Annotated in this window: 16 protein-coding genes; 11 read left to right on the top strand and 5 right to left on the bottom strand. The window is 73.0% G+C overall.

Translation table 11 applies throughout. From position 1 onward, the window contains the following. Window positions 1-180: 180 nt before the first annotated feature. The gene (locus GA0115240_RS23890) at window positions 181-762 is read right to left on the bottom strand and encodes a TetR/AcrR family transcriptional regulator (protein ID WP_093739498.1); all 582 of its coding nucleotides are present in this window, start codon (window positions 760-762) and stop codon (window positions 181-183) included. Between the two features lie 103 nt (window positions 763-865). Between GA0115240_RS23890 and GA0115240_RS23885 the strand changes: the two genes are divergently transcribed. Next, on the top strand, window positions 866-1768 hold the full coding sequence (locus GA0115240_RS23885; RefSeq protein ID WP_093739496.1) for an oxidoreductase: 903 nt from the start codon (window positions 866-868) through the stop codon (window positions 1766-1768). A gap of 105 nt (window positions 1769-1873) precedes the next feature. Here the strand turns inward: GA0115240_RS23885 and GA0115240_RS23880 are convergent, their stop codons facing one another. Further along, the gene (locus GA0115240_RS23880; RefSeq protein WP_093739494.1) at window positions 1874-2065 is read right to left on the bottom strand and encodes a thiomuracin/GE37468 family thiazolyl RiPP peptide; all 192 of its coding nucleotides are present in this window, start codon (window positions 2063-2065) and stop codon (window positions 1874-1876) included. Between the two features lie 218 nt (window positions 2066-2283). Between GA0115240_RS23880 and GA0115240_RS36315 the strand changes: the two genes are divergently transcribed. From GA0115240_RS36315 to GA0115240_RS23840, 8 genes are read left to right on the top strand one after another with little or no spacing between them, the layout of a single operon-like run. Then, window positions 2284-3240: a hypothetical protein gene (locus tag GA0115240_RS36315; RefSeq protein ID WP_141708944.1), complete on the top strand. Its 957-nt coding sequence runs from the start codon at window positions 2284-2286 to the stop codon at window positions 3238-3240. Then, the gene (locus GA0115240_RS23870; RefSeq protein WP_141708943.1) at window positions 3237-4670 is read left to right on the top strand and encodes a hypothetical protein; all 1434 of its coding nucleotides are present in this window, start codon (window positions 3237-3239) and stop codon (window positions 4668-4670) included. Before GA0115240_RS36315 ends, GA0115240_RS23870 begins: the two co-directional genes overlap by 4 nt. Next, complete coding sequence (locus GA0115240_RS23865; RefSeq protein ID WP_093739488.1) at window positions 4670-7516, top strand: lantibiotic dehydratase; 2847 nt, start codon at window positions 4670-4672, stop codon at window positions 7514-7516. The genes GA0115240_RS23870 and GA0115240_RS23865 overlap by 1 nt, the downstream gene beginning before the upstream one ends. Continuing rightward, the gene (locus GA0115240_RS23860; RefSeq protein ID WP_161302402.1) at window positions 7513-8448 is read left to right on the top strand and encodes a lantibiotic dehydratase C-terminal domain-containing protein; all 936 of its coding nucleotides are present in this window, start codon (window positions 7513-7515) and stop codon (window positions 8446-8448) included. Before GA0115240_RS23865 ends, GA0115240_RS23860 begins: the two co-directional genes overlap by 4 nt. Before the next feature lie 38 nt (window positions 8449-8486). Beyond that, on the top strand, window positions 8487-9671 hold the full coding sequence (locus GA0115240_RS23855; protein WP_093739484.1) for a thiopeptide maturation pyridine synthase: 1185 nt from the start codon (window positions 8487-8489) through the stop codon (window positions 9669-9671). Further along, window positions 9671-11062, top strand: a complete 1392-nt coding sequence (locus tag GA0115240_RS23850) for a hypothetical protein (protein ID WP_093739482.1) — start codon at window positions 9671-9673, stop codon at window positions 11060-11062. Before GA0115240_RS23855 ends, GA0115240_RS23850 begins: the two co-directional genes overlap by 1 nt. Beyond that, window positions 11059-12540, top strand: coding sequence for a hypothetical protein (locus GA0115240_RS23845; RefSeq protein WP_093739480.1), 1482 nt, complete (start codon window positions 11059-11061; stop codon window positions 12538-12540). The genes GA0115240_RS23850 and GA0115240_RS23845 overlap by 4 nt, the downstream gene beginning before the upstream one ends. Then, entirely contained in the window at window positions 12533-14527 is a 1995-nt protein-coding gene (locus GA0115240_RS23840; RefSeq protein ID WP_093739478.1) for a TOMM precursor leader peptide-binding protein, read from the top strand. Before GA0115240_RS23845 ends, GA0115240_RS23840 begins: the two co-directional genes overlap by 8 nt. A gap of 79 nt (window positions 14528-14606) precedes the next feature. Here the strand turns inward: GA0115240_RS23840 and GA0115240_RS23835 are convergent, their stop codons facing one another. From GA0115240_RS23835 to GA0115240_RS23825, 3 genes are all read right to left on the bottom strand, one after another. Continuing rightward, entirely contained in the window at window positions 14607-15668 is a 1062-nt protein-coding gene (locus GA0115240_RS23835; RefSeq protein WP_093739476.1) for an ABC transporter substrate-binding protein, read from the bottom strand. Window positions 15669-15838: 170 nt separating this feature from the next. Then, on the bottom strand, window positions 15839-16744 hold the full coding sequence (locus GA0115240_RS23830; protein ID WP_093739474.1) for an ABC transporter permease: 906 nt from the start codon (window positions 16742-16744) through the stop codon (window positions 15839-15841). Between the two features lie 28 nt (window positions 16745-16772). Continuing rightward, entirely contained in the window at window positions 16773-17600 is an 828-nt protein-coding gene (locus GA0115240_RS23825; protein WP_093739472.1) for an ABC transporter ATP-binding protein, read from the bottom strand. Window positions 17601-17825: 225 nt separating this feature from the next. On the opposite strand from GA0115240_RS23825, the gene GA0115240_RS23820 reads away from it, so the two are divergent. Both GA0115240_RS23820 and GA0115240_RS23815 read left to right on the top strand, forming a co-directional pair. Then, window positions 17826-19022: a transposase domain-containing protein gene (locus GA0115240_RS23820; RefSeq protein ID WP_161302400.1), complete on the top strand. Its 1197-nt coding sequence runs from the start codon at window positions 17826-17828 to the stop codon at window positions 19020-19022. A gap of 406 nt (window positions 19023-19428) precedes the next feature. Further along, window positions 19429-21874 (top strand): sensor histidine kinase (locus GA0115240_RS23815; RefSeq protein WP_161302398.1); only part of this gene is annotated, 2446 nt, incomplete at its 3' end.

Genomic DNA, 21874 nt, shown 5'->3' with positions numbered 1-21874 from the left:
AGCGGCCCATCGACGGATCCTTCGCCGGCGCGCTGGCGGACCTGCTCGCCGGCGGCCTGGCCGCGCCCCCTGACCACCGGCGCCGTCGCGGACCCGGACCCCTGCCCCTGCCCCTGCCCGCGAGCGGGCCCGCGGCCGTCACCCGCGCCGGGGACGGCCCCCGCCGCTGCCCGGTACGGCCTAAGGGCGGTGGCGAGAACGCAGGCCGTCGAGGACCACTTCGGTGACCTTGCCGGCTTCGTCGTTGTTGTAGCCCTGCATCGCCTGGCAGCCCACCATGAGCGTCTTCACCGCGGTCACCGTGACCTCGGCGCGCACCGTGCCGGCCTGTCGCGCCGCCTGGAGCAGGTCGCCGAGCAGCGCCATGAAGCCCGTCTCGGCTTCCGGGCCGACCGATGTCCAGCCGATGCCGGCGCCGGCCAGCGCGTCCACCAGGCCCCGGTCCTGCGCACCCCATTCCAGCACCAGCGCGCGCAGGAAGCCGAACAGTGACTCGCCGGGGTCCGGGCCTTCGAGCAGTGCGCGGCCGGCCGCGACGATCTGGCCCATCCGGTCCTCGACGACCGCGCGGAAGAGGTCCTCCTTGGTCGGGAAGTGCCGGTAGACCGTGCCCGCGCCGACGCCGGCCCGGCGGGCGATCTCGTCCAGCGGCACCGCGACCCCCTCGCTGGCGAAGGTCGCGTAGGCCGTCTTGAGCACCCGTTCGCGATTACGTGCCGCGTCGGCGCGCAGCGGCTTGGCGGCGGCCCGGACCACCCTCATCACCTCCGTGACGCCATCCCTTGACAAAGCGGGGCGCACGTTCCGTACAGTCGATTAGGCGGGGCGAACGCCCCGCTTTTGTGATTCTAACCAAGGAGCGACCGTGCCGAAATGGAGCACCGCCGACATACCCGACCAGCGCGGCCGAACCGTGGTCGTCACCGGGGCCAACACCGGTCTCGGCCGGGAGACCGCCGCCGCGCTCGCCGCGCACGGCGCCCGTGTCGTCCTCGCGGTGCGCAACCTGGACAAGGGCAAGGACGCCAAGGCCCGAATAGCGGCGGCGACCCCGGGCGCGGAGGTCGAACTGCGGCACCTCGACCTGTCCTCGCAGGCCTCCGTCCGGGCCGCCGCCGCCGAACTGTCCGCCACCTACGACCGCATCGACTTACTCGTGAACAACGCAGGCGTGATGTTCCCGCCGAAAGAGACCACCGAAGACGGCTTCGAGCTGCAGTTCGCCACCAACCACCTCGGCCACTTCGCACTGACCGGACTGCTGCTGGAGCGCCTGCTGCCCGTCGAGGGGTCCCGGGTCGTGACGGTGAGCAGCGTCGGGCACCGCTTCCGGGCCGCCATCCACTTCGACGACCCGCACTGGGAGCGCCGTTACAGCGGGGTCGCGGCCTACGGCCAGTCGAAGCTGGCCAACCTGCTGTTCACCTACGAACTCCAGCGGCGACTCGAAGCCGCGCACCAGCGCACCCTCGCCGTGGCCGCGCACCCCGGCGCTTCGGACACGGACCTGCAACGGCATCTGCCGCAGGCGCTGGCACCGGTGCTCTCGACGGTGGCCCAGCCGGCGGCGATGGGCGCCTTACCGACCCTGCGCGCCGCGACCGACCCGCTGGCCGCGGGCGGCCAGTACTACGGCCCCGGCGGACTCGGCGGGTTCCGCGGCCACCCCGAGGTGGCCCACTCCAGCAAGCAGTCGCACGACGCGGACCTGCAGGCCCGGCTCTGGGCCCTTTCACAGGAGCTCACCGGCGTGACCTTCCCGGTCTAGCGAGAACTGCGCGAGCGGCGGTCCGCCTGCCTCGGTTCGGACCGAAGCGGCAGCGCAAACAGGTCGGATCGGCGCGCGTCCACGCTGATCCGACCTGAGGTTCGCTCAGGAACAGCTGCAGTTGCAGCAGTTCGGCGGCGGGGCACAGCAGAACGACGCACTGGCCTCGGTCATGCCGTGGCCTGCGGTGAGCGACTGGCTCTGCTCGTCACCGGCCAGCGAGGCAAGGTCGAGCTCCAGTGCCAGGTCGGCGACCGCAGCCGCCAACGAGGGGGAACTCTGCTTGAACTCGTCCATCGGAAGACCTCCTATCAGAATATGACGTCGGGTCAATATGCAGACACCGCAACGGCGTCCGGACGTGACAGTACTGCAGGAAACGGTGCACGGGAAGGCTATGGACTAGACCAGTCAACTCGGTTAATCTCAGGGGCCGAGAGGCCCAGAGCGAGGCTTTGTCCGGCGCTTCCGCAGAGGCGGGAACACAATTCCGCCCGGTTTGGACAGGGGTGACGATGCGGCCGAGACTGCTCCCTCACACCCATCTGCTGCCGTCCGACCAGGGCGTGGTGATCCGCGGCCCCCAACGCACCGTCGCACTCCCCATGCCCGGAATATACCCCTGGCTCGAACGTATTCGTCCCTTTCTCGACGGCAGCAGACGACTGGACGAACTCGTCGCGGATCTGGCCCCGCAGGCGGCCAACCATGTGCGCGCACTGGTTGAACTGCTGGTCCGGGAAGGTTTCGTGCGCGACGCCGAAGGGGACCTACGACACGGACTGAGCCCCGAAATCCGAACCCGGCACGCCGCGCTGATCGACTTCATCGCGTTGCGGGCCGACTCCCCCGAGTATCACTTCGAGCGTTATAGGAACTGTGCACCGGTGGTGGTCGGTTTCGGCCGTCTCGCGAGTGCATTGGTTCTTGCTCTGCTCACCTCCGGTGTCGAGCAGGTCCGTCTCTGTATCGAAGACACCGGACACCGGAGCGAAAACCGAACGGATTTGGCGCGACTGGACGAATGCGTCGAACTCCTGCGAAAGGAAAACCTGTCCTTTCGCTATGAAGCCGCGCACGGCGAGCCGCAAAACCTGCCGGCGGACACGGGCGTGGCACTCCTGGCGTGCGACACGCTCGAGCCGGAACTGGCCGCGCGCGTGCGCGCACTCGCCGCGCGGGAGGGCGTCGGCTACGGGCAGTTGACCGCCTCCGGCCGGCACGCGTTCATCAGCGTCCGCACGGAAGCCGGTGCGGCGCCGGCCGCCGGTGCCGATGAAGGGCTCGAAGAGCCCGGCGTCACGTATCTGGGCGGCCCCAACGCGGCCCTCGCGGCCAACCAGTTGTGCCTGCGACTGCTGTGCCAGGTGGCAGGACTGGACGAGCGGGAGGACAGCGGGGGCACGTCCGCCTCGGATGTCGCCGTGCTGGATCTGGCGACCGGGCGCTTTCTCACGGCGCGACCGGCGTGACCCGGGAGACCGGCACGGCCCGGGTAGCCGACGCGACCGACGCGATCGACGCAACCGACGCGACCGACACGACCGACACGACCGGCCGGACCGGCGTGCCCGGCGTGCCCGGCGTGCCCGGCGTGCCCGGCGGCGGGACCCCCTTCCCGCTGGACCTGTGGTCCGAGGCCGTCTACTCCCGCCGGTCGATCCCCGCCACCCTCGCCACCGGCGACTACGCCCCCGAGGAGCCCGGCGCCCACTCCGGCTCCGGTACGCCGCCCGCCGGTCCGCGCTTCCCGCTGGACCCGCCGCCGCTTCGGCTCGAACCGGCCGCCCATGCCTCCCGCGGCCTGGCCGACCCGTCCGTCCTGGCCGCCCTGTTCCACTACTCCTTCGGCCTCATGCAGCACGACCTGACCCCGGGCGGATGGCCACTGCATCGGGCGGTGGCCTCCGCCCGATGTCTGTATCCGAGCGAGCTCTACCTGGTCTCGCCGGGCGCGGACAACCAGCGGGCCGACGTCCACCGCTTCGACCCGCTGCGTCACCAACTCGCCCTGGTACGGGCCGCCGTGGACGGCTGCCGCCCCGATCCGTCCGCCGGCCCCGGGACGTCCCGGTTCCTGGTGATCACCAGCCGCCACGCCCGGACCGCGCGGCTCTACGGCGGTTACGCGCCCCGGCTGTGCGCCCAGGAGGCGGGAATGCTGCTCGGGGCCGTCCACCTGGTGGCCGCCGCGCTGGGTCTGCGGACCCGGACCGGTCTCGACCGCGCGACCCTGCTCGCACTGACCGACGGATGGCTGGAGTCGGGAGCCGAGCACCCGATGGCATATCTGGAGGTCGGCCCGGGCGCGGAGCACCATGACTGGGTGCCCGCGGACCTCGCGGGGGCGCTGCGGGCCAGGCAGTCCGGCGCGGCGCTGTTCGACCCCCAGCCGGTGGCGGCTCCGCGGGCGATGCTGGACGAACTCGGCACGGTCCTCGCCCACGCTCCCTTCGCGGACCTCTCCTGCCACCTGTACCTGAGCCGGGTCACCGGCCTGCCCGCCGGGCGCTACCTGCTCGCCGGCGGGCGCCTGCGACTGGTCCGGGCGGGCGACGTGGTTCCGGAGGTCGAACGGATCGGGCAGACCGAGGGCCGGGTGTCGATGAACTTCCGGGCTGTCTCCTTCACCGCCTATCTCTCCGTGCCGCGCGACGCGGCGGTGGCCGAACACGGCGCGGACGCGTTCCGCCGCCTGCACCTGGTCGCGGGGGCCGCGGCTCATCTGCTCAGCGTGGTCGCGGCACGCCACGGCCACAGCGCGCGGGTCCACAACGGGTACGAGGCCGCCACCGCCGAACGCCTGCTGGGCCTGACCGGGTCCGGCGAGACGGTCCTGTTCCAGATCGCGGTCGGCACGTCGGGGCCCGACGCCGGCTTCCGGCTCCCGGTGGTCTTCTGATGAACGACACGCTGCCGCAGGGCGCCACCGACCCGCTCGCGGCCGATCCGGTGGGAGTGCGCGTCGCGGGGCTGCCCGCAGACGCGCTCGACGACTCCCGTATCCCGCTGAGCACCGGGCGCGCGCTGCGCATCGTGGCACTGGACCTGGAGATCCACGCCGACGCGGAGCAGATCGGCGAGGCGTTGTACGCCCTGATCGCCACCGAACGGGCCCTGCCCTTCAAGCCGCGGCTCGTCGGCCTGCGCCGGGCCGTGCACCGCGGCGGCCGGCTCCGGGCGCTGGTCGAACGCGCCGCCCCGCCGGAGGTGATCGGCGCGGAGTTGACCGCCCGGCTCCACCGCCACACCGAGCTGCAGGACGCCCGCCAGGACATGTTCGAGCAGTTGGCGGCCGGGCTGCCCGGGGAACTGCGGTCGGCAGCCGCCGCCCTGGCGAAGCTCGCCGAGGACCCGCTGTTCGGCCTCGGCCTCGGCTACGCCAGCCCCGACCTCTACGACGACGTGCTGCGCTGGGCCGAGCGCGAACGCGTCCGGCCCGGGCGGCGCCCGCTCGACCGGGCGGCGGTGAGCCTGGCGAAGTACGCGGCCCGGGCAGTGGCCAAGCCGAGTCCGTTGACGACGTTCGCGGCGAGCGGACTCGGGCGCTGGGCCTCGGAGGTGGACGCGGCGGCTACCGGCGTGGACCCGCTGGCCCCGGAAGTGGACGCGTCGGCCTCCGGCGTGGATGCCGTGGCCTCCGGCGTGGACGCGGCCGTGCGGCTGGAAGGGTCGGTCCGGGCCGAGGTGGTCGAGGTGGGCCTGCTGCCGCTCGCCCGGATCGCCGGCGCCCTCGCCCACCTGCCCGAACTCGACGGGGTGGCCCACATCCGGGTCAGCCCGTCCGCCACGCTCGTGCCGTCCGCGGACGGCAGCCGCCGCTGGCTGTTCACCGCTCCCGGACCGTCCGGCGTGGTGCGCTCGCTGCCGGCCACCCCGGCTCTGGACGCCATCCTCGCAGCGGCCCGGGACGCGGGAACCCCGGCCGGCCTGCGCGCGCGGCTCGGCTCGGCGGCCGCCGGAGCCCGGGGGCGCCCGTCCGACCCGGGGGCGGGCGAACGAGCGGACGCGGTGCTGGCGCAACTCGTCCGGCTCGGCCTGCTCGAATGCCGCGTCGACCTCCCCGACCAGCGCCTCGGCGCGGCGACCCTGGTCCGCTGGCTCGACGCGCGGGTGCCCGCCGCACGCCGCGGCGAACGCCTGACGCTGCTGGGAGAGGATCTGCGGGCGATTCGGGACCGGGCCGCCGCCCCACCGCCGAGCGACCCGGCCGCGCACCGCGACATCGCGGCGACCCTGCGGGCCCGCACTGCCGACGCCGCCCGCCGGCTCGGGCTGCTCGAACCGGGCGACGGCCTGGAGCAGGTCACCCCGTACTTCCACAACACCGTCATCCCCGGCAACGCCGCCACTTTGGACCGGGGCTCCTGGCACCAGGTACTCGCCGACCTCGCTCTGGTGCCCTGCCTGCTCGCCCCGTTCGACGCCCTCGCTCCCCGGCGCGACCACCTCCTGCGTCGAGCCGCGGCGGCCTACGGCACGGGTTTCCGGCAGCCGTTCGCCGCCGTCCTGCGGGACTTCGGGGCCTGGTGGGGCAGCACGACGACGGCCGCCCCCACCGAGCGCGACGCGCGGCGGCAGGCCGAACTGCGCGGCCTGCTGACGGCGACCGCACCCGACGCGGACGGCACCATCCGGCTCACCCGGGACGCCGTACGCGCGTTGTGCGGCGGCTGGATCGACCCGCACGCGGCAGGCGACCGGTACACCTGTTACGTCCAGCCGCTGGCGATGCCCGACGCGCCCGCCGGTCTCGGCCTCGTGCTCAACACGGTCACCTGCGGCCACGGAACGGGGCGAACCCGCACCGCTCACCTGCTCGGCCTCGGCGCGGACAGCGTCCCGCAGCACTCCGCCGGCCCCCCGGGCGCCCCTCTCTACGCCGAGTTCGACGCCTCCTTCGGCAGCACGCTCAACCAGCGTGTGCCGTCGGTGCCCTACGCGATCGACCTGGACGGCTCCGGTTCCGACCGGCCGCCGTCGCAGCTGATCCGCCCGGCGGAGCTGGAGGTGGTGCACGACGTGGGCGCGGGGCGGCTTCGCCTGGAATTGCGCGCGACCGGCCGGTCGGTGCGACCGCTGCACCTGGGCCTGTTGGCGACTCCGCTGCTCCCGCTGCCGGCCCGCATGCTGGTGGAGGCGTTCGGCCAGAACTCGTATTCCTTCTGGTCCGACTGGCCGCAGTTGTGGCGGACCGCCACGCACGGCGGCACGCCGGGACGGGTGGCGCGGATCGCGCTCGGGTCCGTGGTGCTGCGCCGGGCCTGCTGGTTCGTGGAACCCGGCCGGGCGCCGGCCCGGGCCGCGGCGGAGTCGGACGCCGACTACCTCGTGCGGGTGCACGCCTGGCGGACCGCACGCGGGCTGCCGCTGCGGTGCTACCTGCGCCGGCTCACCGCCCGACCCGCCGAAGGATATGCCGAAGCCGGCGCGGAAACCGAGGCCGGAGCCGGGACCGAGGCCGGGACCGGGGCCGGAACCGGGGCCGCGACCGGAGTCGGGGTCAGGACCGGGGCCGCGCCGCGCGACAAGGACCGCAAGCCGGTGTACCTCGACTTCTCCCACCCGCACCTGCTGCGGATCTTCGAGCAGGCGGCCGCCTCGGGGCACCCGCTGCTGCTCACCGAGGCGCTGCCCGACCTCCAGGACTCCCCCGTGCACCGGGACGGGCGGCGCCACGCGGCCGAGTTCCTGATCGAACTCGACGCCGCCTCGGACCCGACAAACGAACGGCAGGGCCCGTGGTGAACGACGAACCCGACCCCACCTGGTTGAGCGCGCACGTGTTCACCGCCCACCCGCTCGACCTGGTGCTGAGCCGCCTGGTGCCCGCGGTCGTGGACGACGCGCGGCGGCGTGGGCTGGCCGACCGCTTCTTCTTCATCCGCCACTGGCAGTCCGGCCCGCATCTGCGCCTGCGGTTGCGGGCCGCGGCGCCGGACGCCGAGCCGGAGTTGCGCGCGCTACTGGAAACGAACGCGGCGGAGTTCTTCGGATCACTGTCGCCCGCGACCCCGATGACCGCGCGTCAGTACGGCGAACTGGCCGCCCGCCTCGCGGTCATGGAACCGGGCACCGAGGCCGGCCGGTTGGCTCCCAACGACAGCCTCGCCTTCATCCCCTACCGGCCGGAGACCGCCAAGTACGGCCGTGGCCCGGCTCTGAGCGCCGCCGAGGCGTGCTTCTGCCTTTGCAGCGAACAGGCGCTCGCCGCGGCGACCGACTCCCCCACCCAACGGCTCGCGTACTGCTTCGCGTTGCTCGCCGGGACCGCCCGCCCGGCCGGTCAACCAGCCGCCTGGCGAACGCCGTTGAGGGTCGAGCAGTACCGGCGCAGACGAGCTTCACTGCTTCCGGTGGCCCGGGCGGCGCGAGCCGCGGCGAACGGGCGGGCGACCGCTGACACCGGCCAGGACCCGCTCGCCCGCTGGTTTGCCGCCTTCCGCCGCGCGCGGGACCTCTCCGCCGCCCCGGACCGGCTGGCCGACCACCTGTCCCATCTGGCCTGCAACCGCCGGGGCGTGCGGCTGGACCAGGAGGCGACCCTGCGCGGCCTGGCCGCCCTCGCGGTGGACGAGCTGACCGGCGGACCCGACGGGCGCCCGGCGGACCGCGCGGACGCCGACACCGACACCGACACCGACAGCCGCGACGCCGACCGTGACGCCGCCGGACAGTGACGATCGAAGTGACGATTGAGAAGAACGAGGGATTTGCCATGGCACAGACACCGATGACGGCGGAACCGCAGTGGCGCGCGGCCCACATCGCGTACTTCGGCGACGACACCGACCGGTTGCTTCTGCACGCGGTCCGGCCGGTCGTCGAACGCCTGGCTGACCACGTCCAGTCGATCTACGTGCTGCGGCACTGGCGGCGCGGGCCCCATCTGCGGCTGGTGGTCGCGGCCGAACCCGCGGTGTTCGCCGCCGTCGTGGAGCCCGCCGTGGCCGAGGTCGTCGGCGAATACCTGCGTGCGCATCCGTCCAGGGCGGTCGCGCCCGACGAGGCCGCCCTGCTGCCGCTGCACCGCCGGCTCGCCGACGCCGAACGGGAACCCGGCCCGCTCACGCCGTTCTACGCCGACAACTCGATCATCTGGGCCGAGCACGACCGCCGCATCGACGTGCTCGGCTGCCCGGTCGGGGCGGACGAGTTGGCCCTGTTCTACGCCGGAACCAACGATCTGCTCTTCCGGCATCTGGAGGCGGTCGCAGCCGGCGCCCCCCGGGAGACTCTGGCCCTGCGGCTGATGCTCGCCACCGCGCACATGCTGTGCAGGCACCCGGAGGACGCCTCCGTCCGGCGCGGCTTCGTCTCCTTCCGCTCCCACGCGGAGGGATACCTGAGTACGGTCGGGCCGCAGGTCCGCGATGCCTTCGACCGGCGCTACGCGGCCAACCGCGATGTCCTCACCGCCCAAGTCCGCGCGGTCGTAGCCGCGTTCGACGACGCTCCGGCCGACAGCGCCGACAGCGCCGACGCCGACGCGGAACTCCTGCGCGGCTGGGTCGCGGCGATCGACCCGCTCGGCGCACGCTGGACCGCGCTGTACGCGGCCGGCGAGATCCCGGAGGCGGAGATCCCGGACGACGAGGAGAACGGCATCGGTGACCTCCTGGCCGCCAGCCCGATGCACCGCGCCATCGCCGGGAGCACCGTCTACAAGCAGATGATGTACCGGGACCCCCGCTTCCTGCGCTACCGGCTGATGCTCAACTACACCTATCTCCACCTCTCCCGCCTCGGCGTCCCGGGCCTGACCCGCTACCTGCTCTGCCACCTCGCCGCGAACGCGGTGGAGGAGGTGTACGGCGTCAGCGCCCTGCAGCTGGTGCTGGCCACCGTCGCGGCCGAGCCGAACTTGCCGGTGCGGGCAGCAGCCGCGCCGGAAGCCCGCTGATGCCGCCCGACAGCGGCCCGGCCTACCCTCCTGCGGTCGAGACGGACGGTGCCGCGGCCCGCCGGTACCACGACCGGTACGGCAGCGTGCTGCCGGTGATCGACCTCGCCGCGAGCAACACCCCGCCCAAGCACCACCCCGGAACTCCCCTCATCCGGCTGCCGTTTCCCCCGTTCGGGGGGTCCGCGGACCGCCTCGGCGGGCTGCTCGCGCTGCTGTACGGGGTCACCCGGATCGACTGGAAGGCGTCGGGCGTCGGCGCTGGCCGCCCGGTGCCCTCGGGCGGTGGCGCCTATCCGGGCGAGGTCTATGCCGCCACCGGGTCCGGGCTGTGCCACTACCTGCCCGCCGCCCACGCCCTCGAACTGCTGACCCCGGCGGACCTGCGGGCCGACCTCTCGGCGTGCCTGCGCACGCCCGCGACCGAGCAACCCGACTTGCCCGAGCCACCCGACCGGCCCGAGCATCCCGACCAGCGCGACCAAGCAGACCAGCCCGAGCTGATCCTGCTGATCACCAGCCGCCATGACGCGAATCTGGCCCGGTACGGACCCTTCGGCCACCGCCTGCAAGCGCTCGACACCGGGGTGCTCGCCGGGCAGGCCCTGACGCTGCTGGCGGCGGCCGGCGGCCGTCCTGCCGCGCACACCCTGTTCGCCGACCGGCCGCTGAGCCGGCTGCTCGGCCTCGATCCCGGAGCCGAGAGCGTCCATGTGGTCGTCACCTCGGGCCCGTTGACCGGCCCCGAACCGACCGGCGCCTTGCTGAACCGCCGCTCCGCCGGATCCGGGTTCGAGCCGGTGCCCATCGCCTCGGCCCAACTGGCAGGTGTCCTCGACCAAGTGGCGGAGCCGGTGCCGCTGAACGGTCCCAACGCTCCCGGCATCGACCTGTACTGCGTGGCGGGCCGCGTGGCCGGGCTGGCGCCCGGATGCCACCGCCGCGACCCGCGTTCCGGTGAACTCCTGCCGGTGGACGGGGACTTCTCTGCACGCGCGGTGCCTCGCGACCTGTTCCCGCCGGGCGGGCCGGGTGAACTGGCCGGCTTCGAGGCCGCGTGCGCGGTGCTGGTCGTCGGCGACTACGAGCGCGGATACGCCGACCACGGCGACCGCTGGTACCGCATGCTCAACATCCGGGCGGGCATCCTCGGGCAGCGCATCGGCCTGGCCGCCGCGCGGGCCGGCCTCGGCGCGGGGCTCCGCTGCGACGTCGTCGGTTCACGGACGGACCGCGTGCTGGGGGTGTCCCCCGGCCGCACCGCGCTGCTCACCGCGCTCATCGGACCCGAACGCGGCTCCGGCGCACCGTCCCAGCAGCTCGTTCGCACCGGACTTACCGGACTCACCGAAGCAAACGGGCTTGACCGACTCGCCGGAGGCCGGCCGTGATCTCGATGGACTCCGCGCCCCGCCTGCGCCCGGACGTGTTCGTGGTGCCGAGCGGGCGCGGCACCGCCTATGTGCGCTCCAGCACCGGCACCGATCTGATCGCCGCACCCGGGATCGCCGCCTGGCTGGACCGGCTCACACCGTTCCTGGACGGCAGCCGCACCGTGCGGCAGTTGCTCGACGGCCTGGACGAGGCCCGCCGGGCCACGGTGGTCGAGGTCCTGGAGCGCTTGGACGCGCACGGCCTGGTGGAGGATCTGGCCGATCCCGGTCCGGCCGTGCGGGCCGCCGCGTACGCACGGTTGCGGGTGCTGGTGGTCGCGCCGGCCCTAGCCGCCGACGCGGTCGCCGCCGCCCTGCGTCTGACCGGCGCCGACCCCGTCGCCCAGGTCACCGACCCCATCGAAGCCGAGGCATCGGTGGACAGCGGGCAGTACGACGCGCTGCTGCTGGCTGCGGGTGACGAACCGATCCGGGTCTCGCGCCTCGATGCGGCCTGCCGCCGCAACGGCATGTGGTTCGCCGCCGCGGTCCGCGACGCCGACGCCTGGTGGATCGGACCCATGCTCGCCCCCGGTCCCGACCGGCCCGAGGGCGGGTGGCTCGGCGCCTGGTTGCGGCTGCACGGCACCGCGTCCGGCGACGGCGCGGCGGCCTTCGGGCCCGAGGGCATCGAGGTGGCCGCGCCGCTGCTCGTGCACCACTTCCACCGCGCGTTCACCGCCGGGGCCCACACCGCGGCCGACGAGTTGATCCGGCTGGACCCGATCGCCCTGACCAGCAGCCTCCATCACTACCGACCGCATCCCGCCGCGCTGACGGCGGCCCCGGAGAGCGAGGCGGAGTTCCTGGCGAAGATCGCGGCCTTGCGCGCGGGCGCGGCCGTCGACCCGGAGGAGCTGTCCCGGCGCGCCGCCGCCCGCATCGACGCCCGGACCGGGCTGATCGCGGAGCTGGACGAGGGCGGCCTCCCGCAGTTTCCCCGGCGGGCGGCCACCGCCGTGGTCCGCGATCCCCTCACCGGCGGCGCGGAGCACCGCGTCCACGGTGTCGGACCGGACTTCACCGCGGCCCGGCTGCGCACCGCCCGCCGCGCCCTGGAGGTCTACGCCCAACTGGCCGCGGACCCGCGCCGATACACTCCGACGGCCGCCGGACCGGCCGTGTGGGCCTGGTCCCCCGAGCACGGGTCGGCTCACCTCGTACCGGCTGCGGCCGTCTTCGGACGCGGCCCGCGCGCGCCGCGCGGTCTCGGCTCGGGGACCACCTTCGACGCCGCCGTGCGGGCCGCCCGCCAGGACCTCCGGGGCGCGTCCGGAAGCGGTGCCCGAAGCCGCGCCCCAGCCGACACCGGAGCCGGCACCGGGGCCGAGGCCAGCCCCGAGGCCTCCGCCGCCCTGCTCGTCCCGCTCGACCACGATCCGGCCGCCACCTGGGTCCTGCCCTATCTGCTGAAGGCGGTGAACCCCGATGACTGAGACCCCCGTACGGGCCGGCTCGCTCCTGCGCCACGACGGCGGCCGACTCGGCCTGGCTCTCGAACAGCGGCTCGCGGCGCTGCCGCGGCCACCGGCGGCGGTCCAACTGATCGCGGCCGACACCGTCGACGCAGGGTCGGAACTCGCCGATGCGTGGCGGGCCGAGTCCCGGCGGGACGACGCGCCGCACGCGCGGGCGGCGGGGGCCTGGCTGCCGGTCGTGGCCGAACTCGACCGGATCGTCATCGGTCCACTGGTCCGGCCCGGCGTGCCCGGCTGCGACCGCTGCCTCGCCGAGCGCCGCGCCGGGGCCCGGGTGGACGCCGCCGAGGACGCGGCCCTGCACGCGACCTACGGCGCCCGCCTCACCGGCGGCGTCTCCCCCCTGCTCACCCCGCTCGCCGCCGACCTGGCCGCCTGCGTGGCCCTGCGAGAGCCGACCGCCGGCACCCCGGACGTCACGATGATCCGGTTGGCCGACCTCCGTATCACCCGGCACACCTTCCTGCCCGATCCGCACTGCCCCCACTGCGGCGGCCTGCCGGAGGACTCCCCGGCCGCCGCCGCGGCCGCGTTCGCGCGCACGGCGCGGCTGAAACCCGATCCGGCTGTCCTCCGGATGCGTGATCTCCGATCGGAGACAGCCGCGTTGGAGAACAGGTACGCCGACGACGAGACCGGTGTGATCAAGGATCTGCGGGCGCGCGGCCTGCACGCGCTGCCCTTCGCCGAGGCCAAGGTGGGGCCGAGGGCGTCGGTCGACGGCGGCTACGGGCGGGCGCTCGACTTCCGCACCGCGCGGGTCACCGCGATCGCGGAGGCTCTGGAACGGCTCGGCGGCGGACGACCGGGCGGCAGGCGGACGGCGGTGGAAGCGTCCTACCGCGCCCTCGCCGCCGGCGACCCGGACGGCGTGCTCGACCCGGCCCGGGTCGGCGGCCACGAGCCGCACCGGTACCGGCAGCCCGGATTCCCGTACCAGCCCTACCGGCCGGAGCTGGTGATGCCCTGGGTCTGGGGCTACTCGCTGACCCGGGAGCGGCCGGTGCTGGTGCCCGAAAGCCTCGCCTACTACCGGATCGGCAGGCACAGCCCGCAGGCCCGCCCGTTCGTCTCGGAGATCTCCAACGGCTGTGCGCTGGGCGGCTGCCCGGAGGAGGCCGCGCTGTACGGCCTGCTGGAACTCGCCGAGCGGGACGCCTTCCTGCTGACCTGGTACGCCCGGATGCCCGCCCCCACCGTCGACCTGCGGACCGCCCGCGACCGGCGGCTCGGCCTGCTCGCCGACCACATCCGCGAGCGCACCGGCTACCGGGTCGAGGTCTTCGACGTGACCGGCGCGGAGGGGATACCGAGCTTCTGGGCCGCCGCGCTCGACACCGAGCCGCGGCGGGCGCCGCACCGTCCGAGTGTGCTCTGTGCCGGCGGCTCCGGCCTCGACCCGGAGCGCGGCATCTTCGGCGCCCTGCACGAACTGGTCACGGCGATCGAGGCGTACCGGATCATCTACCCGCAGCGCCACGCGGACGCCGCCCGGATGCGCGAGGACCCGGAACTGGTCCGGCAGATGGACGACCACGCGCTGCTCTACTGCGACCCGCTCGCCGCCCGTCGCCTCGACTTCCTGCTGTCACCGCAGGACCAGGACCAGAAGGCAGCCGGACGCCGCGACCTGCGGGACATGGAGGCCCGTTACGCCTGGCCCCGCCACACCGATCTGCGCGCCGATCTGGACGAAGTGGTGCGGCGCTTTTCGGCGAGCGGTCTGGAGGCGATCGTCGTTGACCAGACCACCCCGGTCCACGCCGCGTCCGGCCTGTCCTGCGTCAAGGCCGTGGTGCCGGGCCTGCTCCCGATGACCTTCGGCCACCAGCTGCGCCGGGTCGCCGGGCTCGACCGGGTTCTGAGCGTCCCGCGGGCGCTGGGCCGGGCCGCCGGAGCGCTGGGCCCGGACGGGATCAACCCGCACCCGCACCCGTTTCCCTGACCGCCCGCCCGCGCGAGGCCAAGGGCCCCCGGGCGGCGCGGTCGCCGGCCGGGGGCCCTTGGCGGGAGCGGGGAGGCGGTCAGGAGGCGGAGGTGTCCTGCGCCGCCTTCTGGACGTACTCGTCGGTGTAGGTCTTCGCCAGGTCGATGGTGTGGCCCTTGATGGCCGGGTCGACCGCGGTCAGCACCCGCAGCACGGTCTGCGGGGCGTCGGCCGGCATCTGGCCGGTGGGGTTGTACATGCCCATCTCGTTGGCGAGCGCCTGGACGTACTGGGCCTTGCCGCTGCCGGAGTAGAAGTCGGCCGGGACGTGCTCGGTGATCTCCGCGGCGGAGTGGGACTCCATCCACTGCAGCGTCTGGTACATCGCGTTGACCATCTTCTGCGTGGTGGCCTGGTGGCTCTGCGCCCAGGAGGTCTTCACGGTCAGGGCGGTGCCCGGGTAGGGGCCGCCGAGCGCGGCCTTGGTGCCGGCCGCGGTGCGCATGTCCGCGACGATCGTCCCGAGGTGCTTCTTGAGCAGCGTCGAGATGGTCGGCTCGGTGGTGACACCGGCGTCGACCCGGTTGTGCTGGAAGGCCGCGACGAAGGTGGCCCCGGCGGCCACCGCCACCAGGTGGGTCTGGGCCACCGGGATGTTGCTGTGCACCGCCAGGTAGGAGCCGATAGTGGCACTGGCGGAGCCGAGGGAGGTGACGCCGACGGACTTGCCCCGCAGGTCCGCGGGCGACTTGAGCGACGGCTCGCTCGTGCGCGTCATCTCGACCATGCCGGGCGCCTGCAGGAGCTGGACGACCGCCTCGGTGTCCTTGCCCTTGGCCTGCAGGTCGAGGTTGTGGTCGTAGAACCCGATCATGCCCTGCGCGTCGCCCTTGAGCAGGGCGTCCGAGACCTGCGGGCTGCCCTGCAGGTTGGCGATCTTGACGTTGAGGCCCTGCTTGGTGAAGAAGCCCATCCGCTGGGCCAGGATCAGTGGGAGGTAGCTCTGGTTCGCCTGGTTCGACAGGGCGATCGTCACCGTCGGCAGCGCCCCCGAGCTCGCCGCGTCGGTGCTGTGGTCGGAGCTGTCGTCCGAACAGGCTGTCATGCCTGTCGCCAGGGCCAGTGTCGCGGCTGCGAGAACGATCTTCTTGTGCCACATGTGCGTTGTCTTCTCCTCGGAAGCGGGTGTGTGGTGCGCCGACTTGAGCCGGACCGCGGGCCGCGCGCCGGTGCGGGGCGGGTGACCGTCGGGGGGTGGCGGGTGGCGGGGATCGCGCCGGCCGCCCCGGTCACGGCGGCGGTCGCGCCGAGTCACGGGGGTCACCGGGGTCACGCCTGCGCTGCGGACTTCTGCGGGCGGGGCTGCCAGCGCAGCAGGCGTCGTTCGAGGAGCGTGATCAGCCCCTCGGCCGCCAGCGCGAACGCGGCGGTGATGACCAGTCCCGCGAAGACCCCGTTGGGGTCGAAGTTGGCCTGCGCCTGGAAGATGAGCAGCCCCAGGCCCTGCTGCGCCCCGAGCAGTTCGCCCACGATCGCGCCGGTGATGGCGAAGCCGAAGGCCACGTGCAGGCTGGTGGTGATCCAGCTCAGCGCGGACGGGACGACCACGTGCAGGGTCACCCGGGTGCTGCCGGCGCCGAGGATGCGGGCGTTGGCGAGGAGGTTGCGGTCCACCTCCCGGGCGCCCTGGAAGGCGTTGAAGAACACGCCGAAGAAGACCAGTACGGCGGCCAGGGTGACTTTGGAGCCGATCCCGAGGCCGAACCAGATCGCGAACACCGAGCCGAGTAGGATGCGCGGGATCGAGTTCAGTGTCTTGATGTAGGGGGCGAAGACATCGGCCAGGAAGCGCAGTCGGCCCAGCGCGATACCGAACACGACACCCAGGGCGACCCCGATACCGAAGCCCAGCAGCGTCTCCTGGAGCGTCACCCACACCTGGTCCCACAGCGGTCCCTGGGACGTGCCGTGACGGACCCAGTCCCACAGCTTCGAGCAGACGCCCGACGGTTTGCCGGAATAGAAGGAGTCGATGACTCCCGTCGAGGCGAGTAACTGCCACAGGCCCACGAACGCGGCGAGGACGGCGACCCGGACGGCATTGACCCCCACATCGCGCCAGGCCTGTTGCCGCCGGACCCGCACGGCCCGGGCCGTCCCGGCGTCGCTCTTCGCCGGCTCCCCGCGCGCGAGGGTCCCGTCGGTCGCCGGCCCGGTCGCGGTGTCGGTCTTCATGGGCTCATGCCTCTTCCGTACGGGTGGGTCAGATCACGGATTCGGGCGTCAGCGGCTCGGCTGCCGGCGACCCGGGCCGCGCGCCCGCGCCGCGGGAGTACGCGACCTCGACCTCGTCGCGCAGGGCCTGCCAGACCTGCTCGTGGAGTTTGACGAATTCCGGGGTGTGCCGGATCTCGCGCGGATTCCTCGGCCGGGGGAGGTCGATCGCGAACTCCTCCTTGACGGTGGCCGGTCCGGCCGTCAGCACGACGACCTTGTCGGCGAGCGAGATCGCCTCCTCCAGGTCGTGGGTGACGAACACGACCGCGGGCCGGGTCAGGTCCCACAAGGAGAGCAGCTCGTCGGCCATGATCTGCCGGGTCTGCACGTCCAGCCCGGAGAAGGGCTCGTCCATCAGCAGCACCCGCGGCTCGTTGATCATCGTCTGGGCGAGCGCCACCCGCTTGCGCATCCCGCCGGACAACTGGTGCGGGTGGTACCGCTCGAAGCCCGCGAGGCCCACCCGGCGGATCCACTCGGCGGCGTCGGCGTGCGCCTGCTTGCGGGACGCGCCGCGAAAGCGCGGGCCCGCCGCGACGTTGGCGACGACGGTCTTCCACGGGAACACCGCGTCCGTCTGGAAGACGAACCCGACGTCCTTCCCGATGCCGTCCACCGGCCGCCCGCTGACGCGGACCTCGCCGCTGTCCGGCCGGTCCATGCCGGAGATCAACGACAGCGTGGTCGATTTCCCGCAGCCGGTGGGGCCGACGACCGCGGTGAACTCCCCGGCCCGGACGGAGAAATCGATGTTCCTCAGGACATCGTGATTTCCGCCGTCCGGGGTAGTGAAGGACTTGCACACGCCGTGCATCGTGATAGGCGGTGTCGTCGGTTGCGGCGATGTGACCGGACCATTGCCGTGTCCATTGCTGTGTCCGCGCTGGGATTTGCTTGCCACGCGAGTGAGGCTGCCAGAACCGGCCGTGAGACACCAACCTCGTGGCACAAGGGCGTATTGACTTAAGCACCGCGAGGCCTGTCCCGCCTGTTCGGGATGGTTAGACGCAGGGGGTTCTCCGGGGGTAGCTTCTGGCGAATGACGTTTCGCTATCTCGGCATACCGCTTGAAACGCATCTTTCCGACCGGCTCGCACTGCGCATGCTCGTGGAGACTTTCCGGCCGGACGTCATAGACCGGCTCCTGGACAAAGCCGAGCGCAAGGAGCGCCGCCGGCGGCTGTTGCCCGCGCAGCTCATGATGTATTTCGTTCTCGCGATGTGGATCTTCGGTACCTCCTCCTACGAGGAGGTGCTCGCCAAACTCACCGGCGGTCTGCCCGAGATGTTCCGGGGTATCGGCGGCGTCGGCGACGTGGCCAGCGCGGCAGCCATCGCGCGGGCCCGGATGCGGCTGGGCGTCGAACCCCTCAAGGCGCTCTGCGGCCACCTCGCCGACGCGGCCGGCCACGGCACCCAGCCCGACGGCGAGCGCGTCTTCGTCTACGAAAGCGTTGCGATGGAAGTGCCGGCCACCCCCGCGAACCGGGCCGGTTACGGCTCCCCCGACGACGCGCCGCAGCAGCACGAGAAGCATCACTCGCTCGACGTGTGGCTGTCCTCGCTGACCGACTGCCGGCTGCGCGTCTCGGCGGTCGCGGCCATCACGCCCCGCCGGGAGGACGGCGCGGCGGGCCTGCTCGCCGAGTGGCCGCACGATTTGCTGGACGGGCGGACGCTGGTGGTCGGTGAGCAGGAGCCGATCCCGGCCGCGCTGTGGTCGGCGCTGACCGAGGCCGGCGCCGATCAGATCTGGCGCGTCGGCGGACTCGGCCCGGCCCCGTACCCGCTGCCGGTGCTGCGCGAACTGCCCGATGGCTCATATCTGTCGGAGCTGGCCACCGGCCCCCGCTCCGGCGGCGGCGCGCGGCCCCGAACCGAGGTCCGGGTGGTGCCGTGCGGCGCCGTCCCGACCGCGGATGGACCGGGACCCCGCGCCGCGCTGCTGGTCACCTCCGTCCTGGACAGCGCCGTGCCGGCCGACGAGATCAGGACCCGCTACGAGCAGGCGGCCGGGCGGAGCGGCGACGGCGTCGCCCACTTCGCCGGTCAGATCACCGGGCCACGGGTAATATTACGGTCGAAAAGCCCTGAACTCGTCCAGCAGGAAATCTATGCGCTGCTCTGCGCCTATCACGCCGTTGGGCACCTGGTATCCCCGCCGCTTTCGATGGGTCCGATTTCGGCCGATCCGGCCGCCGGCTGGAGCGAGTGGACGGCAGTGCGGCCGCGTTAAGTCAGCAGGGGAACCCTTTGCTCCGGCGGCCTCGCGTGTGCTGCAATAAAGTCCCCCGCCGAGGGCGTCGAAGCGATCCGGATACTAAGCGCCTGCGACCTGGTATGCAGCGGTATGCGGCCGGAGTCGAATGCTTATCGCGGTGAACCGAATGATCAATCGCCGTCGCGCCATGCGGCGGCGTTATGAGGGTTAAGGGTTAGTGAATGGAAGAGCAGCGGTCTCGCGGAGCCGGCAATCCGTTGACATGCGGGGACCGCTGGGCGCGTCACGATGCGGCGACACGATGACGAGCGCGCGCAGACGCGGCCGTGCTCCGGCGCCGAAACGGACCGCCCCGCCCGTCAAGCCCGCGTCCCGGCGGTGGACCCGGCGCCGCCTCGGTGACTGGCGGCTGCGCAACCGCATGCTGCTCCTGGTCCTGGTCCCGCTGATCGCGATCATCCCGCTGGTCGGTGTGCGCGTGGTCTCCGAGGTCGGCAGCCTGCAGACCGCGGCCCGTATCCAAGGGCAGGCGCGGCTCGCCCAGCAGATATCCACGCTGGTCAGCGCGCTCGACGACGAACGCGACCTGACCGAGGTGGCGCTCACCGAGTCGGGCACCGCCAAGGACAAGCAGCTGGCGGCGGCGCAACAGGCCACCGACGCGCAGGTGAAGGGGTTCGACGAGAGCCTGGTCCGGCAGCGGGGCAGCGTCGACACGCTGCCGGCCGCGGTGCGCCAACTCGGCGCGCGCGCCGGGGCCCGGCTCGGTGACCTGAGCCCGCTGCGCGCCTCGACCCGGGGCCTGGCCCCCGGCGCCGGCACGCCCACCTTCAACGCGTACAGCACGATCATCGGCGACCTGCTGGATTTCAGTGACCAGCTCGCCGCGGTCAGCTCCGACCACACCCTCGGCAGCCTGGTCGCCACGCTCGCCTCCATCGAGCAGATCGAGCAGCAGACGTCGAGCGAGCGCGGTTTCGTCGTCGACGTGCTGGACCGCGGGGACTTCACGCTGGAGCTGAAGGAGAACATCGAGCAGGCGCAGTTCGAGACGGCCAACGACGAGCTCGCCAACAACGCGCCGACCTCGCTGCTCAACCTCTACCAGTCGACGGTCAGCGGCGACAAGGTCGGCGCGGCCGACGGCACCGTCCAGGTGGTCTCCACCGCCGCGCAGGAGGGCATCCCGCTCGACAGCCTCGGGATCGGCAAGACCACCGCGTTCAGCCAGCTCAGCGACAAGCTCCACGCGGTGCGCATCGTCGAACGGCAGGCCGTGGCGGACATGAACCGCCGTGCCACCCACCTGCTGTCGGCGGTGCGGACCCAGCTCTACGAGAACATCGCCATCATCGTCGCCGTGGTCGCGCTGTCCTTCCTCGGCGCGCTGGTCCTGGCCAGGTCCGTGGTGCGGCCGCTGCGCCAACTGCGGGTCTCCGCGCTGGACGTCGCGGACAACCGGCTGCCGGACGCGGTCCGCCGGCTGCGCGACGTGGATCCGGCCGATACGGACGAGCCGGTGCGGGTGGAGCCGATCGAGCTGCAGTCGCAGGACGAGGTCGGCCAAGTGGCGCGCGCCTTCGACCGGGTGCACTTCGAGGCGGTCCGGCTCGCCACGGAGCAGGCGCGGATGCGCAGCAACGTCAACGCGATCTTCACCAACCTGTCGCGGCGCAGCGAAAGCCTGGTGCTGCGCCAGCTCCAGCTCATCGACGACCTGGAGAACAGCGAACAGGACTCCGAGCAGCTGGCCAGCCTGTTCCAGCTCGACCACCTCGCCACCCGCATGCGCCGCAACAACGAGAACCTGCTGGTGCTGGCCGGCGAGGAGCAGAGCCGCCGCTGGAACCAGCCGGTCTCGCTGCTCGACCTGGTCCGCGCGGCGACCGCCGAGGTCGAGCAGTACGAGCGGGTGGTGCTCTACGAGCTGCCCGACATCGCGGTGGCCGGCCATGCCGCCACCGACGTCGTGCACCTGATGGCCGAGCTCGTGGAGAACGCCACCACGTACTCCGGCCCCGAGACGAAGGTGCTGGTGGGCGCGAAGATGCTCACCTCCGGCGAGGTGGTCCTGGACATCGCGGACGCGGGCATCGGCATCCGCCCCGAGGAGTTGGACCGGATCAACCGGCGCCTCGCCGAGCCCCCGATGCTCGACGTCGCGACCTCCCGCCGCATGGGGCTGTTCGTCGTCGGCCGGCTGGCGGCCAAGTACGGCATCCAGGTGCGCCTGACGAGCACGAGCCGCACCGGCCTCAACGCGCTCATCCGGATCCCGCTGACTTTGCTGGTGCCCACCAGCGAACTGCGGGTGGACGCGGCGGCGGTGTTCGACCAGTCGGCGCTGCGGGCCGGCCCGTACGACACCGCCGCAACGGCCGGGCTGCCGGGCGGCGGGATCCCGGCGGGGCAGGCGGGCGATCCGCGGTTCGAGGGCTCCCGCGGATCCGCGGGCGTGCCCGCGCGCGGCCGGTCGTACGAGGAGGTCCCGGCGGGACGCCATTCCGGTCGGCCCGACGGCGGCTTCCCGTGGTTCCACGACCAGGAGGAGGCGGGCGGCTCGGGCCACGACTTCTCGTGGTTCGCCTCGGAGGAGGAGACCGAGCCGGCCGCCGGCGCGCAGGGGCACGGGACCGACCGGTTACCGATCTTCGACTCGATGAGGTCGCAGTGGACGGGAAGCCAGGGACAGCCGCAAGCACACCCGCAAGCACACCCGCAAGCACAGCCACCGGCCCAGCCGCACCCCCCAGGGGCCGCCGCGGCCGCAGGCCCAGCCCCAGCAGCAGGTCCAGGCGCGGCCGCAGCCCCCACGGCAGCAGCGCCAGCCGCAAGCCCAGCTCCGGCCGCCGGCGCAGCCCCAGCCC

Origin of the sequence: Streptomyces sp. DvalAA-14, assembly GCF_900091855.1 — a bacterium.
Taxonomy (GTDB): domain Bacteria; phylum Actinomycetota; class Actinomycetes; order Streptomycetales; family Streptomycetaceae; genus Actinacidiphila.
Note: the sequence above shows the minus strand (reverse complement) of the source record. Positions and strands in the feature narration are given on the sequence as shown.